General features: G+C 38.6%; 20 protein-coding genes. 7 read left to right on the forward strand and 13 right to left on the reverse strand.

The genetic code is table 11. The annotated features are described in order from the left end of the window. Positions 1-203 precede the first annotated feature (203 nt). The 11 genes from C4E06_RS09980 to C4E06_RS29530 form a co-directional block, all read right to left on the reverse strand. Entirely contained in the window at positions 204-1,712 is a 1,509-nt protein-coding gene (locus C4E06_RS09980; RefSeq protein ID WP_107667934.1) for an alternate F1F0 ATPase, F1 subunit alpha, read from the reverse strand. A 47-nt stretch (positions 1,713-1,759) separates the two neighbouring features. After that, entirely contained in the window at positions 1,760-1,930 is a 171-nt protein-coding gene (locus C4E06_RS09985) for a type II toxin-antitoxin system HicA family toxin (RefSeq protein WP_107667935.1), read from the reverse strand. Then, positions 1,923-2,147 (reverse strand): type II toxin-antitoxin system HicB family antitoxin, encoded by a 225-nt coding sequence (locus C4E06_RS09990; protein WP_107667936.1) that lies wholly within the window; start codon positions 2,145-2,147, stop codon positions 1,923-1,925. The genes C4E06_RS09985 and C4E06_RS09990 overlap by 8 nt, the downstream gene beginning before the upstream one ends. A 22-nt stretch (positions 2,148-2,169) precedes the next feature. Further along, complete coding sequence (locus C4E06_RS09995) at positions 2,170-2,904, reverse strand: F0F1 ATP synthase subunit B (RefSeq protein WP_107667937.1); 735 nt, start codon at positions 2,902-2,904, stop codon at positions 2,170-2,172. A gap of 3 nt (positions 2,905-2,907) precedes the next feature. Then, positions 2,908-3,186 carry a F0F1 ATP synthase subunit C gene (locus C4E06_RS10000; protein ID WP_107667938.1) on the reverse strand — a complete coding sequence of 93 codons (279 nt, stop codon included), beginning with the start codon at positions 3,184-3,186 and terminating at the stop codon, positions 2,908-2,910. Between the two features lie 39 nt (positions 3,187-3,225). After that, positions 3,226-3,918 carry a F0F1 ATP synthase subunit A gene (locus tag C4E06_RS10005; protein ID WP_107667939.1) on the reverse strand — a complete coding sequence of 231 codons (693 nt, stop codon included), beginning with the start codon at positions 3,916-3,918 and terminating at the stop codon, positions 3,226-3,228. A 29-nt stretch (positions 3,919-3,947) separates the two neighbouring features. Then, positions 3,948-4,247, reverse strand: coding sequence for an ATP synthase subunit I (locus tag C4E06_RS10010; RefSeq protein ID WP_107667940.1), 300 nt, complete (start codon positions 4,245-4,247; stop codon positions 3,948-3,950). 75 nt (positions 4,248-4,322) lie between these two features. Further along, positions 4,323-4,640 (reverse strand): AtpZ/AtpI family protein, encoded by a 318-nt coding sequence (locus C4E06_RS10015; protein WP_107667941.1) that lies wholly within the window; start codon positions 4,638-4,640, stop codon positions 4,323-4,325. Continuing rightward, on the reverse strand, positions 4,627-5,028 hold the full coding sequence (locus C4E06_RS10020) for a F0F1 ATP synthase subunit epsilon (protein WP_107667942.1): 402 nt from the start codon (positions 5,026-5,028) through the stop codon (positions 4,627-4,629). Before C4E06_RS10020 ends, C4E06_RS10015 begins: the two co-directional genes overlap by 14 nt. After that, positions 5,018-6,439, reverse strand: a complete 1,422-nt coding sequence (gene atpD / locus C4E06_RS10025; protein ID WP_107667950.1) for a F0F1 ATP synthase subunit beta — start codon at positions 6,437-6,439, stop codon at positions 5,018-5,020. Before atpD ends, C4E06_RS10020 begins: the two co-directional genes overlap by 11 nt. 307 nt (positions 6,440-6,746) lie before the next feature. After that, positions 6,747-7,496 (reverse strand): iron uptake porin, encoded by a 750-nt coding sequence (locus C4E06_RS29530; RefSeq protein ID WP_107667943.1) that lies wholly within the window; start codon positions 7,494-7,496, stop codon positions 6,747-6,749. 295 nt (positions 7,497-7,791) lie between these two features. Between C4E06_RS29530 and pyrE the strand changes: the two genes are divergently transcribed. From pyrE to C4E06_RS10055, 4 genes are all read left to right on the forward strand, one after another. Further along, the gene (pyrE, locus tag C4E06_RS10035; RefSeq protein WP_107667944.1) at positions 7,792-8,376 is read left to right on the forward strand and encodes an orotate phosphoribosyltransferase; all 585 of its coding nucleotides are present in this window, start codon (positions 7,792-7,794) and stop codon (positions 8,374-8,376) included. Between the two features lie 348 nt (positions 8,377-8,724). After that, entirely contained in the window at positions 8,725-9,012 is a 288-nt protein-coding gene (locus C4E06_RS10045) for a DUF2811 domain-containing protein (protein WP_198648504.1), read from the forward strand. Next, the gene (locus C4E06_RS10050; RefSeq protein ID WP_107667947.1) at positions 9,012-9,227 is read left to right on the forward strand and encodes a hypothetical protein; all 216 of its coding nucleotides are present in this window, start codon (positions 9,012-9,014) and stop codon (positions 9,225-9,227) included. Before C4E06_RS10045 ends, C4E06_RS10050 begins: the two co-directional genes overlap by 1 nt. Then, on the forward strand, positions 9,220-9,537 hold the full coding sequence (locus C4E06_RS10055) for a hypothetical protein (protein WP_107667948.1): 318 nt from the start codon (positions 9,220-9,222) through the stop codon (positions 9,535-9,537). The genes C4E06_RS10050 and C4E06_RS10055 overlap by 8 nt, the downstream gene beginning before the upstream one ends. Positions 9,538-9,762: 225 nt before the next feature. Here the strand turns inward: C4E06_RS10055 and C4E06_RS10060 are convergent, their stop codons facing one another. Then, positions 9,763-12,738 (reverse strand): PAS domain S-box protein, encoded by a 2,976-nt coding sequence (locus tag C4E06_RS10060; protein WP_198648505.1) that lies wholly within the window; start codon positions 12,736-12,738, stop codon positions 9,763-9,765. After that, positions 12,677-13,237, reverse strand: coding sequence for a PAS domain-containing protein (locus C4E06_RS27800; RefSeq protein WP_198648506.1), 561 nt, complete (start codon positions 13,235-13,237; stop codon positions 12,677-12,679). Before C4E06_RS27800 ends, C4E06_RS10060 begins: the two co-directional genes overlap by 62 nt. A gap of 330 nt (positions 13,238-13,567) precedes the next feature. Between C4E06_RS27800 and C4E06_RS10065 the strand changes: the two genes are divergently transcribed. The 3 genes from C4E06_RS10065 to C4E06_RS29195 form a co-directional block, all read left to right on the forward strand. Then, positions 13,568-13,984 (forward strand): response regulator, encoded by a 417-nt coding sequence (locus tag C4E06_RS10065; RefSeq protein WP_232826214.1) that lies wholly within the window; start codon positions 13,568-13,570, stop codon positions 13,982-13,984. A gap of 255 nt (positions 13,985-14,239) precedes the next feature. After that, positions 14,240-14,869: a response regulator gene (locus C4E06_RS10070; protein WP_198648507.1), complete on the forward strand. Its 630-nt coding sequence runs from the start codon at positions 14,240-14,242 to the stop codon at positions 14,867-14,869. A gap of 1 nt (position 14,870) precedes the next feature. Further along, on the forward strand, positions 14,871-15,142 hold a 272-nt coding region (locus tag C4E06_RS29195), incomplete at its 3' end, for a PAS domain S-box protein (RefSeq protein ID WP_198648508.1).

Below are 15,142 nucleotides of genomic sequence, written 5' to 3' on the forward strand. Positions count from 1 at the left end.
GGCCTGACGCATTTCTTCGTCGGTGACAGGAGGATGAGATGAACTGACAAGTCTCGGCAAAGCAGAATTATATTCCTTGGGTTCAGATAAAGTCATTGATTAACTGGGGAGATAGAGACAAAATGATAATCGTTCTCAATTTTAGCACAAAGTGACATTCTCGTAGGTTGGGTTGAGGAACGAAAGCCAACAATATGATGAACTTACATTTCTAGTGCTGATAATTGATGCAATAATGCCTCTTTATCTGCTTCACTTAAAGATTCTCCCGATTGAATTTTGTCACAAATGTCGGGAAGTTTTTCCGTAACCATCTGACAAATTTTTGTTTCTGCTTCTCTAATATTTTCTAAGGGGACATCATCTAAAATCCCTTCATTAATAGCAAATAAAACAGCAATTTGTTCAGCAACGGAAAAGGGTTGAGATTGAGGTTGTTTGAGGATTTCTCGCACTCGTCTGCCTCTTTCTAAGGTTTGTCGGGTATCCTCATCTAATTGCGTTCCAAAACGGGCAAATACTTCGACTTCTTGGAATTGAGAATAGGATAAGCGTAAATCTCCGGCCACTTCTCCATAGGCCCGTAATTGGGTTTTTCCCCCCACCCGTGACACTGATTTTCCCACAGAAACCGGGGGTAAAATGCCTTTTTGATAAAGGTCCGGAGACAGATAAATTTGACCGTCTGTGATAGAAATTAAATTAGTGGGAATATAAGCAGAAATACTTTGAGCTTGGGTTTCAATGATAGGTAAAGCAGTCAAAGAACCGCCGCCCCATTCTTCTCGAAGATGGGTAGAGCGTTCGAGTAATCGGGAGTGAATGTAAAAGATATCGCCCGGATAGGCTTCTCTTCCGGGAGGACGGCGTAATAACAGAGAAAGCTCTCGATAAGCCCAAGCATGACGGGTTAAATCATCATAGACAATTAAAACATCCCGTCCCTTTTCCATAAAATACTCCCCGATAGACGTGGCTGCATAGGGGGTAATATATTGCAAACCGGGGGGATCTTCTCCATCGGCTACCACCACGATAGAATAGTCTAGGGCTTCTGCTTGCCGTAATTGTTCGATCACCTTGGCAACCGCCGAAGTACGTTGACCAATGGCGCAATAAATACAAATAACATCCTTATCCTTTTGATTTAAGATGGTATCCACTGCGATCGCCGTTTTGCCAATTTGGCGATCGCCGATAATCAGTTCTCGCTGTCCCCGGCCGACGGGGATTAACGCATCAACCACTTTTAACCCGGTTTGGAGGGGAACCGTAACCGGCGCACGATGGATAAAAGGGGGTGCTTTGCGTTCGATGGGAAATTGAGTTTCAGTAGAGATGGTTCCTTGATTATCTAAAGGACGACCTAAACCGTCAACAATGCGTCCGAGTAACGCTTCTCCGACGGGAATTTGTACAATTTTTCCCGTTCGTTTAACTTCTTGACCGGCTTCTAAATGTTCGCTATTTCCTAATAGAATAACCCCTAATTCATCTACGTCTAAGTTAAAGGCAATCCCTAGAATATCCCCTGGAAAACGTACTAATTCATCGGCTTTAACGTTGGGTAAACCGATAACTTTAGCTACCCCTTGATCAATGGATTTCAGAATCCCAATTTCTCGCGGTTGAATTTTGGCTTGATAGTTATTTAATGTTTCGTTAAGCTGAGTAAGGGTATTTTCGAGAACGGTTTTTAAGGTTTTTTCCATTGTTTATTTTACATTCATTGATTAGTTTCTTCAATTGCTTTGATCACTTATTTAGTAATTTTAGGATGAAGAATTTTTCCAGAGTGGAAAGGAACAATAACTCGAATCTCATTTTTAAGATAAATTCGATGACTTCCCTGAGTTCTCAATAAAACAAAATTAGCATCAAAAAGAAGTTTTTCTGCTTCTTTAGCGGTTAATCTTGGCAGTTTAGGCAACGTTAACCTCTATACTCATGGTTAAAATTTCTTGATTAAGTAAAGTTTTCTTTTCTTGCTCAGATAAGGTTGATAAATACAGTTCAATGGCTTCTTGAATATTTTTTTTGACTTCTTCTATGGTATCTCCTTGACTCTGACATCCTTCTAATTGAGGACAATAAGCATAATATCCATCCTCATCTTTTTCAATAATAATACTAATCTGATATGACATAATGATTGATTCCTATTTAATATTATATTTCTAAAGCTTCTACATAGTCCTTTAAAGTCCAAGCAATTTTATAATCGCTTGCTTGTAGTTCAATGCCACAAATTAAGTCAGAATTGGTTATAAATTGTACATTATTGCCTTGATAAATATGAGTTTGCTGGAGTGTAGTTAAAAGGCGATCGCGACTTTCAGGGGGAATTTCAAAATGACTACGAATGATTAAACCATTATCTGTTGTGTTGAGAGAGTTGGCTAAATTTTCTCGCTCTTCTTCCGATAAATTTTCGAGACGATGAATCAATTGATTAATGATTTTTTGTTCTAACGAAGCATCAGCTAAATCTCCTAAAATATGACGAGTTATTTTATAAATTTGCTGCATAATTTTTTCTTGAAACCTATCAAAAAATTGAGCTTTTTCTCGTTCTAATGATTCTTGCCAACTCTTGTGTTTTTGTTCAACCTCTTGACGCGCTTCTTCTACTAAATCATGATATTTTTCATCTGCTTTAGTTTGGGCGTGAGTCATTATCTCTTGTTGTTTATTTTCTAATTCTTGTTGTTTTTGTTGATAAGAATTAGCCTCATTTTTAGCAGATTCTTTTTCTTTTTCTGCGGCTTGCCAACGATTTTCAATTTCTTGTTGACGAGCTTTAATGGTTTTTACAATCGGTTTATATAAAAAACGATTCAGTAAAAAAACTAAAATGAGAAAATTAATGATTTGAGCAACAATAGTAAACCAATCAATTAGCACCAGTTAGCCCCCTGCATTTTCTACAAAATAATTCCAAAACGGATTAGCAAAAATTAAAATCATCGAAACAACAAAACAATAAATTGCTGTTGATTCGACTAAGGCTAAACCCACAAATAAAGTACGAGTAATCGTATTCGCTTTATCTGGTTGTTGAGCTAAAGCTCGTAAGGCATTGGCCAAGGCTAACCCTTCTCCAATAGCAGGGGCAACGGAACCAATAGCAATGGTTAATCCTGCGGTAATAATGGAAACGATACCCGTTAAACCTAGATTGTCCATCTAAAAAATCTCCTTATTTTTGTTGTGAAATCTGTTCTTTTAGGACTGATTATTTCCTGTTTTCCGTTGCTGAAGATTCATCCCTGATGCAATATAAACCATGGCTAAAATAGTAAAAACATAGGCTTGAATCACTCCTACTAATAAACCAAATAATGTCAACACAGCAGGGAAAAATAAAGGGACAATGGAAATTAAAATGGCCACTAATAAACTGGTACTCATAATATTACCAAATAGACGAATGGCTAGAGAAACAGTGCGTGATATTTCACTGATCAAATTAAAAGGTAACATCACAGGAGTCGGTTGAATATAATGGCGTAAATAGTTGGTAATCCCCACATTTTTAATGCCATAAATAGGCACAGCGACAAACACACATAAGGCTAAAGCTGCGGTGGTAGAAAGAGAGCCAGCCGGCGACTGATAAACGGGAAAAATGGTTAATAAATTGGCCATGGTAATAAATAAGAATAATGTGCCAATAAAAGGTAAAAATTGATCGGCTTTTTGTTGACTGGCATCTCGAATTTGTTGGTTAATTTGTTCAATAATAATCTCTAGGGCAACTTGCCAACGAGATAGAGGGGGGTCGATGGATAATGTGCGAGTAATTAACCAAGATCCTAACACTAAAATCAATATTACTAACCAAGTAAAAACGATAGTCGCGTTAAGATTTATCCATTGCCATTGCCAATAAATAATGCTGTCAGGGGTAATATCCATTATAGAATGTAGAATTTAGAATGTAGAATTTAGAATTTAGAATTAGAGTTAGATAATTTAGGTTTCAAAACATTAGTTAACACAATTCTGGCTAAGATAAATCCTCCTAAACAAATTAATATTCGTTGCCATTGTCCATCCATGATGAGATAAAAACCTAATAGTGTTACAAGAATACGACCTAAAAAACTACCAATAAATAAACGCACTGGATAAGCTGTTGTTGGCAGTTGTCGCACTGTAATCCAAAGACTGCTAAAGTAAAAACCTCCTAAAATAAGACCAAAAATAAAAGGAATTAAATTTTCTAAACTAAAGCCTATCATCATAATTTTCTCCTTATTAAATTGTCAAACAGATACTTATTAATAATTAGTGATTTAGATGCTTAACAGCTTAACTTTTCATTCATCTTGACTTTCTCGTTGTATCCAATACCAAGCATTAAGACAGCCAATAATCACCCCTAGAAATAACATCATTAACGTCCAGGAATAGGGATCATTTAACTTAATATCCAGCCAAACACCCACAGCAATACCGATAAGGGTGGGAATAGCCACGGACCATCCCACAATGCCAAACATCCCTAAACCATACCAAATGGTGCGATCGCCTTCTTTTCGAGCAGTCATTTTGCGATCGGCTTGATCTTTCACTGCTTGTTCAAAGTTGCCTTGTCTTTTTTGATGGGTTTTTCGGGGTTCATTAGAGTCCTTCACCGCCTTCTCTCCCTATTTCTACAATCCCTCTGGCTAACCCGGACTCCAATCTAGCGATCGCGGTACGGGTCATTTTTTGCTGTTCATTGAGTTGACGAAATTCTTCGGCAACGGTTTGATGTAATCGGTCTAAATTAGCATCTTTAACGGCTCTTCCTGTAGAAACCATGACCGTTTGCCCACATTTAACTAAAATGCCTTCGTCAATGGCCATAAACACCTCTTCCCCCTCAACAGAACGATAGGATAAAATACTCGCAGTTAAAGCGGTAACAAAGTCAATATGGTTACTCAAAAGCCCAAATGCGCCGTTTTTGGCTTCTGCATTCACTTGTTCGACCTCTTCAACTAAAAAGACCTTATTAGGAATTAAGACCTTAAGTTTCATCTTTTACTGCCTCCTTACGCTTGTTTTGGGCTTCGTCAATGGAACCCAACATATATAAAGAACGCTCAGAATAGTCAGCAAATTCATCATTAAGAATGCGTTCACATCCCTCTAAAGCATCCTCTAAACTGACTAACTTGCCTTTTTTCCCAGTAAACTGTTCCGTACTAAAAAAGGGTTGCGTTAAAAATCTTTCTAAACGGCGGGCCCTGGCTACCGTTGCGCGATCGCTTTCTGAGAGTTCTTCCATGCCCAACATAGCGATAATATCTTTCAAATCTTCGTAACTGGCCAAGGTACTTTTGATTCCTTGGGCAATGTTGTAATGTCTTTCTCCGACAATGGTGGGGGAGAGCATTTTTGATCCCGACTGTAACGGGTCAATGGCCGGATATAACCCCTCACTTGCTCGTTTACGGGATAACACAATTGAAGCCGATAGATGGCCAAAAGTTTGGACCGCTGCCGGATCTGTAAAATCATCTGCCGGTACATAAACCGCTTGGACTGAGGTAATGGACCCTGTGGCGGTGTTAGTAATACGTTCTTCGAGTTCGGCTAATTCTGTGCCTAGAGTCGGTTGATACCCCACCCGTGACGGTAAGCGTCCCATCAACCCTGATACTTCTTGCCCTGCTTGAATAAAGCGAAAAATATTATCTATGAGCAACAAGACATCTTGTTTGAGTTCATCTCGAAAATACTCCGCCATGGTTAAGGCCGCGTGACCCACGCGAAACCTTGCCCCTGGGGGTTCGTCCATTTGACCAAACAACATGATGGTATTGTCGAGAACTCCTGCCTCTTGCATCTCTCGATATAATTCTTCTGCTTCTCGGTTTCGTTCCCCAATGCCACAAAACAAACTGATTCCTTGATACTGACTCACCATATTGTGAATCATTTCCGTAATTAACACCGTTTTACCCACACCTGCGCCTCCGAAGAGTCCGGCTTTCCCTCCTTGTTCGATGGGGGTTAAGATATCGATAGCTTTGATGCCGGTAGCTAAAATATCTGAAGTGGTTGATCGTTGTTGTAGGGGTAAAGGGACTTGATGAATGGACCGCCAGTTTCCTTCGGTTATGGCTTCTTTGCCGTCAATGGTTTCCCCAAACACATTAAACACTCTGCCTAGGGTTTGCTTTCCTACCGGCACTTGTAACGGTTTTCCGACGTTGATGACCCTTGACCCTCTGGCTAACCCAGAAATCGGCGTTATTCCAATCCCTCGCACCGTATGAGTATCTAAATGGTTAACCACTTCAATGATAATTTCTCCTTCTTCCCCTGCTTTTAGTTGACTGTATAAATCCGGTAATTTTTCGTCAAAGTAAATATCAACCACGCTGCTACGAATGGCAAGGACTTTACCATGATTAACTTGAGAATAGCCATTCGATGCTTGCATATCCATTAATTTTGTCCATTGATGGGTAGGGGTTACATCTGAATCATTTTTATTGGGAAGCGTTACGGCCGCATCTTAACTTACATTTCTATCTAACAACAAGGGTTTTACTCAAACAGTCTGCTTAATCTTTTATTTATAATTAAAAAAGAGCCTAGTGAGGATTGCAGGGGCGCTACGGAGACCAGAGCATGGGAGAAAGAAAATAGGATAAAAATAAAAACTTGAGGGTTTTTCATTATTCTCCTCCGCTCCTCACTCCCTGCTCCCATGCAGTCTCAACTAGAAATTTATAAGGATTAACAGCTTAAGGCATAATGGGAATTTGTTGTTGATCAAATTGGCGATCGCGTAAGGTTCCGGGGGTGGTGCGAACATAGTCCGGATTCCCTGTTAAAGAGGAGTTAAAGGGGTTAACAATGTCGGGGGTGCGAATTCTGGGCCCAGCCGTTTGTTGTCTGAGGCCATCCCATAACACGGCTTCGATGGTTTTGGCATCATTAGCAATGGTGTTATCAAAGAATGAGCCTGGGGCATATCGCCAGCCAAAAATCTTATTCATTTGGCCAAACATATCGGTGTTGTCGTAAAATCGTAAACTTTCGTTATAAAACGCCCGATCAATAACATGGGTAAAATGTTCTCCGGGTTCTTCGGGAATGGCTTGAACTGCAGGATTAGTATTTTGATAAGCGGCTGTTCCGCCGAGGTTACGAGCTTCGAGTAACCGTCGTTCGAGTTGTTCTATACAAGCATTTAACCCGGCTGCAAACTCATTACGGGTGAGGGCGCGATCGCCTCGATAGGTGCGATCGGGATAACCGACAATACAACCATAATTCTCGACTAAATTTCTTAACGCTTGATAAGACCAATCCGTAGGAGAAACGTCTCTTAATTGTTGAATACTACTGAGTTGCTGTAAAATCGTTTGATAATCGTAATTTTGAGTCGGTAAGTTCTGCTGTGGTGTCACTTGTTGGCTAGATTGACCATAACTCGGGTTACTGATTAATAGCGACCCTACTATTAAAGCAGGTAATAAGGGTTTATACATGGTTGTTCCATCTCCTCACAATTAATTTTAGATAAAACTCGGTCATGTTTCTTGATCAGCCCAAGTCCAGGGATACAGTCATGACCACCCGTATTTTAGCTAATTTTTCTGTTGCGGTCTGAAGATTTCGGTTCATTAAGTTTTATCATTATATTTATCGAGAGAATAGGGTCTAAAACCTGGCTTTTTAAAGCGAAACGTTTTTGAGGCGAGGCTTAAATCCTTTTCTCAAAAACAACTTCTGACTTCTGACTTCTGACTTCTGACTTCGTTAACCCCTGTGAGATTTGATTTTATGATTTCCGTTGCTACTGCAGATTTATCAACGTTACGCACCTATCTTTTAGAATTATTTGTCAAATTAGCTTATCAAGAAGGGGACTTTACCCTGTCCTCGGGTCAAAAAAGTAGCTACTATATCAACGGAAAACAGGTGACTCTACAGGCCCAAGGGGGTTTGGCCATTGGTCGCTTATTATTATCAATGTTACCCCCGAACACCCAAGGGGTGGCAGGGTTAACCTTGGGGGCCGATCCCATCGTCAGCGCGGTGAGTGTGGTATCAGCTTATGAAGATCGTCCTATTCCTGCTTTAATTATCCGTAAAGAAGCCAAAGGCCATGGAACTCAAGCGTATATTGAAGGGCCAACCCTCTCCCCAGGGGCAACGGTGGTGGTTTTAGAGGATGTGGTGACAACGGGTAAATCCGCTATGTTGGCCGTCGAACGATTACGAGACGTGGGTTACACCGTTAATACCATTATTGCCCTAGTGGATAGAGAACAAGGTGGCGCGGCTTTTTACGAAAGTCAGGGGTTAACGTTTCAGACTTTATTCTCTATTAGTGAAATACAAAAGTTCTATAAAAGCTCAACTTAAACAAAATTTTCATTGTGAATTTTCCCAAATTTTTTCACAACCTCTCGAATGTTTTCCACAAGTTTGAGTGAGTTTTCCCCAAAAAAGTCTAAGTTTTCAACAAGCATCAACCAAATAAGAGACTTGTGGCAATTGATGGGGAAAAGTGTTAAATAAATTGCTGTTAAAAAACGACTAATCACTTTTTTTGCATCCTATGTTAGTATACATAAGTCTGATGTAATTTTTATGATAAGAAATAGGTCTAACCATGATTATTATGATTTTAGGTTTCTCATTTTTCTAAATCCTAAATAGCTTAAGGAGTTGGCTAACCTTAAGAAATAATTATTACATTGCTGTTGAGTCTTGACTTATGCTTTAAAAAATAAAATAATAGCAATTTTCTTGATTTTGTCGTTAGTTTTGCCAGGAAAAAACATGAAAACTTCTATCGCGCTTGAAGTTGAAATCCCAGAAGAAACCTATATTTTGCTCACAAACTTTATTGAAAACCATGCTCCATTAGGATTTAATGAAGTTGTTTCTTTGGCCGTTTCAAGTTTTTTAACGAATCAAAAAATCCCCTTAAATTCTTGTCAAACTTATTTATCCACTGGGTACAACTATCCTAATCATTCAAAGGTTTTAGAGTAATGAAAAGAAAGAAACTAATTCCCCTTCCTTGGAAAACGAGAGAAAGAATCAAGGCATTTTCTCAAGTATTTCCTGATGTTCCTTTATTAGAAAATCCCACCACAGGGGATCAATTAGCGAATGTTATTGATCGTCTTCAACCGATTGCTAAATCAGAAAGTGCTGCTTTTTCTTTATTAAGAGAATTAGATTCTTATCGGTGTTACGGTGAATAACTCTAAAGAAAATCCACAATCTTTATTTAAACCGATTAACCTATTAATTGCGGTGATCATTATCGCCGTAATTCTCATTATTGCCTTTTCTAATCTCTTAGAAGATCCAGACAGTCGTCAGATGCGACAAACGGCAGAAAAACAACTGAGATTATTCGCCAGAGGTTATAGTCTAAATGCCATTGACTGTGAGGGAATTGATAGCAATAATGATGGGTGGGTTAACTGTCGGGCCGACGATCGCAAAGGAAAACTCCTTTACCTAGAATGTCCCTATCAAGTGACGGACCAAGAATGTCGCTATAAGTAACTGGACAAAAATAAACGTTACTGTGAAGTGAGCAGGGGAGCAGGGAGACGAGCGACCCCGCGCCGTCTTACGGCGCAAGGGAACGCGCGAGGAAGGGAGCAGGGAGAGGTGCGACCCAAGGCGAGGTTACCTCGCCATTGGAAAGCGCACCTTAAGGGGTTACGACTTATTTATCTTTCTTAAGACAGTTAAGTATATTTATGTCCGACTACTTAGAGAGAAAAATTAGTTTAATTTAAAGTAAAAAGTTGCCCCCTTTCCTACCACACTCTGGGCCCAAATACGTCCACCATGACGATGAATAATCCGTTGAACAATAGAAAGGCCGATCCCTGTTCCCTCAAAGTCTTTTTGAGAGTGTAATCGTTGGAAGGCAGCGAACAATTGATCGGCATATTTCATATCAAAACCCACCCCATTATCAGCCACAAAAATAGTCCCATCTTCTAAACAATTAATCTCAATTTCAATGGGATTTCGTCCTTGACTAAACTTAATGCTATTGTTGATTAAATTAATAAATACTTGTTGTAATAAGGCAGAATCTCCTAAGACGGTGGGTAATATTCCTAGGTTAAATTCAATGTTGATTCCCTGAGAAGACACCAGATCAATAGCGGTTTTCACCACAGCATTCAGATTCACCTCATCAAACAGCAACTCCCGTCTTCCGACTCGGGACAAGGTGAGTAACCCATCGATTAAATGACCCATTTTTTCACTACTTTTTTCGATCACTTCTAAATAATGAATGACTTTGGGATCATCTTTCGCGTCACTTTTTAAGAGTCTCGCTTTTAAAGCATTGACAAACCCGTGAATATGTCGCAATGGCGCACGTAAATCATGGGAAACCGAATAACAAAAAGCGTCGAGTTCTTGATTCGTCGCTTCGAGTTGGCTGGTTCGTTCCATCAACACTTGTTTTGTTTTCACCAACTCAGTCAAGTCACGAGAGGTTCCCAGAAGGGCGTAAACCTCTCCGTGAGAATTTTTGAGGGGGACTTTGTAGGTGTCAAAATAGCGATCGCCGTCGGGGAAAGGAATGGTTTCTTCGAGATGAAGGGTTTCCTCTGTGTCAAACACTTGTTGGTTTTGTTGAGCAAAATAATCAGCCATTTCAGCACTAAAATAGTCAAAAATCGTTTGACCTTGCACCTGCTGACGGTGATCAAATCCAATTCCTTGGGCAAAAACTTGATTACAAAACAAGAATTTCATGGTTTCTCGTTCTATCACAAACACGAAGTCAGGAAGGGTATTCAATAACATTTCGAGTTCTGCAGTGCGTTGGGCGACTCGTTCCTCTAATTCCTCATTTAACCGTTTAATCTCTTGTTCTCTCTGTTTTTGTTCGGTGATATCTTGAGCTAACCCCGTGATGCGAACCCAGTCTCCTGATTGACGTTTGACAGGAAACCCCTGATCTCTGATCCAGCGCAGGGTTCCATCGGGTCGAATAATGCGATATTGAAAGTCAAATCCTCCTTTGAGTAATTTTTGAGTAAATTCGTGTTCAACTCTTTCTCGATCATCAGGGTGAATGGTTTCTATCCATTGACTCGGATTTTTATAGGTATCTTCTGGATTATAGCCCCAAATTTCTTGATAAGCAGGACTGACATAAACACTTTTTTGATGACTGGGATCGCTTTTAGAAATATCAGTCATCCAAAATACTTCATGGATGTTTTCTGCCAGTTGACGAAATTTTTGCTCACTGTCCCGTAAAGCGTCTTCTGCCTCTTTTCTTTGCCTAATATCCCTAGAATTGGCCACAATTCCTTTAATGTTAGGATTATCGAGTTGATTACTGGCGACGGTTTCTATCCATATATATTCATTCCTTTTTGTTTGATAGCGATACTGGACGGTAATGGTATCTTGAGGATGATAAAGTAGCTGAGAAAAGCTTTTTCCTACCCTGGTGCGATCGTCTGGATGAATGAGATAAAAGGTTCTCATTTGCTGCATTTCTTCGAGGGAAAAGCCGTAAATTTTTTCAGCAGCCGGAGAATGATAAATTAACTGTCCTTCTCTATCAAAAATGGAAACAATATCGGATGAATAAGTTAATAAAGCTTGTAGTTTATTTTCACTGGCTTCTTTTTCTTGTTCTGCTTGTTGACGACTCGCCTCATTACGATAGGCTTTAATTAAGTTAGCACAAGTGGTTAAAAAAGGCTTTAAATAGTTAACTAAATCATCATTATAACCCTGTGGACCATTGGCAACCCCTACCATTCCCACTAATTGATTATTATGATAAAAAGGAAGTCCTAAAAAGGCATCAAGGGAAGGATGACCTTCCGGTAAACCACCTCGTCTGGGATCACTCTTGGGATGATTAGCAATGACGGGGTTTCCGGTGGTGATCACTGCCCCAAATAGGGTTTTTAAGTTATGAAATTCCATGCCATGAGGCGCATTTTCATCGTAAAACTTGCTCGTTTCTTCATTCCAGGAAATATTCGTTATAGCATGGGTTTTTAGATAAGGTTGCCCTCTTATTTTCATGTGGGTTTCTTGTAAATAGGGTTCTCCCTCATCGCTGTAAATAATTTCTCCAATAAATCCATATGCACTATCTGTTAAGGTTAAGAGATTTTCTAACAAGTCATTAAATAAAACTTCAGGAACTGTGTCAGCAATAAATTGAGATTGTGCCAGGGTTATTGCTTGTAAAATATTGTTACTTTTTTTGAGTTCACTTTCGGCTTTTTTTTCTTGGGTAATATCTTCGGTAATACACACTAAATATTCAGGGTTATTCTGCTCATCATAGAGAGGGACTTTTACAGTACGAACGGTTCTTGTTCCTTTGTTATAGCTATCAATTAGTTCTTCGGGAATTTTTATCGGAACACCGTTTGCAAAGGTTTCTATATCTTGTTGTTCATAAGAATTAGCTTGTTCTGGCGGAACCAAATCATGACCTGTTTTGCCGATCACTTGAGACGAATCTAGTCCGACAATGTCTTCACAAGCTTTATTTAGTAATAAGACTTGACCAAATTTTTCGGGGTTTCCATCTTTAACAAATACAGCAACGGGTAAATAATCAATAATAGTTTGTAAAAAGTTTCGAGATTTTTCTAACTCTAATTTTGCTTTTTTGTTGCTCGTAATATCTGTTGATTCAGGAAGTAAAAAAAATAATTTTTCCTGTTTCGTCTTTAATCGGTTTGAGAGAAAAGTCAAGATAAATCTTTTTCTTATTTTTAGTTAGATGAGTGGTTTCAAAGCGAATTATATTGCCTTGTTTTGCTTGTTGAATCGCTGTTTTTAATTCCTTTTGATAATTAGCAGAATAGTTCCACCAAGGGGTTTCCCAAAAAGGCTTACCGATGACATCTTTAGCTTCAATTTCTAGATAATCTAAGGCAGTTTGATTAACTTCTAGTAAGTTGCCTTCTAAGTCTAATAAGCCAATAAATTGAATGGTTTGATTAAAAATTGCTGTAAACTTTTCTTCGGTTTTTTGACGTTTTATAATTTCTTCCTGTAAACACTTTTCAAGGTGCTTTAATTGAAGCGAAAGCCCAATAATGACCGTCAACATTGATATGATAATTAAACTTAAAATACCGATGATTGTTATGTAAGTTGTCTCCTGTCCCAATCGGTTTAAAGCCAAAAATATTAAATCAGTCAAATTTCCCATATAGCCTAACAATTCTCTTGCAGTTATGATACACATATCTTGATCAAAAGCAACCGTAAATGTTACAAAATATTAATCATTTCCTAGTTTATCATTCGTCAGAATACTTAGTCATTTCTCGACCATATTTGTTTCAAAAAAGTTTTCAATAAATCGTCAAGAGTAATCATTCGAGGATTTTTTTTCTTTTTCATTTTAGGGTAATAGATTGAACGGAAATATAGGGGAGTCGTGATCCAAATCACAGTTATTTTGAGAGTTTCAACAGTTAAATAAAATATCAATTTTAAGTTTTCTTAAGTTTTGAGAAAAAACGATGTAACGGTTGACACCCCCAAAATTATGATCCAAGGAAATGGAAAAAGGATGCTATTAGTAGAAGATGATCCCAATGATATCGAATTAATTCAATTAGCCCTAGAAAGTTATAATTTTATTAATGAAATTGATATTGTAGAAGATGGAGAACAAGCACTAGAATATTTATTTGGCAGAGGAGAAGATACTGCAAGACGAGACTTACCGAGAGTCATTTTATTAGATTTGAAATTACCTAAAATTAATGGGATTCAGGTTTTAGAGGCAATTCGCCGTGATCCAAGAACAAAAAATATAGTGGTGGTAGTGATGACATCATCGGCAGAAGACAGAGACCTACAAGCTTGTTATAATTTAGGAGTCAATAGTTACATTATTAAACCCTTTGATTTTCAGCAATTTATAGAAATCGCTCAACAAGTAGGTTGTTATTGGATGATGTTAAATCAACCCCCTCTTGGATAATCTTTCTTTCTTGTGAAAAAAAATCCCACCAAGAGAGATCCAGGGGAAGGGGAACTGACAAGAAAAAACTATCACTGATGGATCGTTACCTCTCATTATATAATCTATATCTAATCAAAACTGATAGGGAACATCATAAGTCCTCTGAAAAGAATCAGTAAATATTCTATCCTAGTGTCTTTGTTCCTTAGGGAATAGACGTTTAATAGTCGATTGTAACTACCTCAAACCCTAATAAAAAGAGAGTGAAAGTTTATGTCTTTTGGCCCCTTTAACTCAACATTATCTAACAGTGAAGTTCAATTACCTATTAATTTACTATTGGTTGAAGATGTGGCCGAAGATATCGAATTAATTCTTATTTCTTTGACAAACGCTGATCTCGAATTTACCTACGATGTGGCTGACACGGCCAGAGTTTACCAAGAAAAACTCCAAAATAACAGCTATGATGCAGTGTTAGCCGATTATCGTCTCCCTGGGTTTAATGGGTTAGAGGCACTCAAAATTTTACAACAATCAGGGCAAAAAATTCCTTTTATTCTGGTGACAGGAAGTATAGGAGAAGAAACAGCAGTTGAATGTATCAAAGCAGGGATAACCGACTATCTTCTTAAAGATCGCTTATTTCGCTTACCCAATATTTTACAGCGATCGCTCGAAGAATTTGCCCTGCGTCGTCAACAACAACAAGCATTAATAGAACGACAAAAAGCCCAAATCGCCCTCAGAGAAAGTGAACAACGGTTTCGGGCTTTAATTGAAAATGCCATCGATATTATCCTGATTGTCTCCTCAGAAGGAATCTTTACTTATCTGAGTCCTTCCGTCAAACGAATCTTAGGTTATGATCCTGCGAGTCTGATCGGTCGATGTTTTTTTTGATTTGATTGATCAAGGGGATCAACAACGGATTAAACAAGCCTTTGATAGTATCAAAAGCCAAGCCAATCAATCTATTATCCTCTCAGAGTTTCGAGTTAGTAAAGATGACAACGGTTGGGTGATGTTAGAGGCGATCGCCAAAAATCTCCAAGACGATCCGGCGGTAGCCGGGTTTGTCATTAACTGTCATGATATTACCGAACGTCATTACACGGCACAACAACTCAGATATGATGCCTATCATGACAAATTAACCGGTTTAGCCAATCGTTC

Origin of the sequence: Cyanothece sp. BG0011, assembly GCF_003013815.1 — a bacterium.
GTDB lineage: Bacteria > Cyanobacteriota > Cyanobacteriia > Cyanobacteriales > Microcystaceae > Crocosphaera.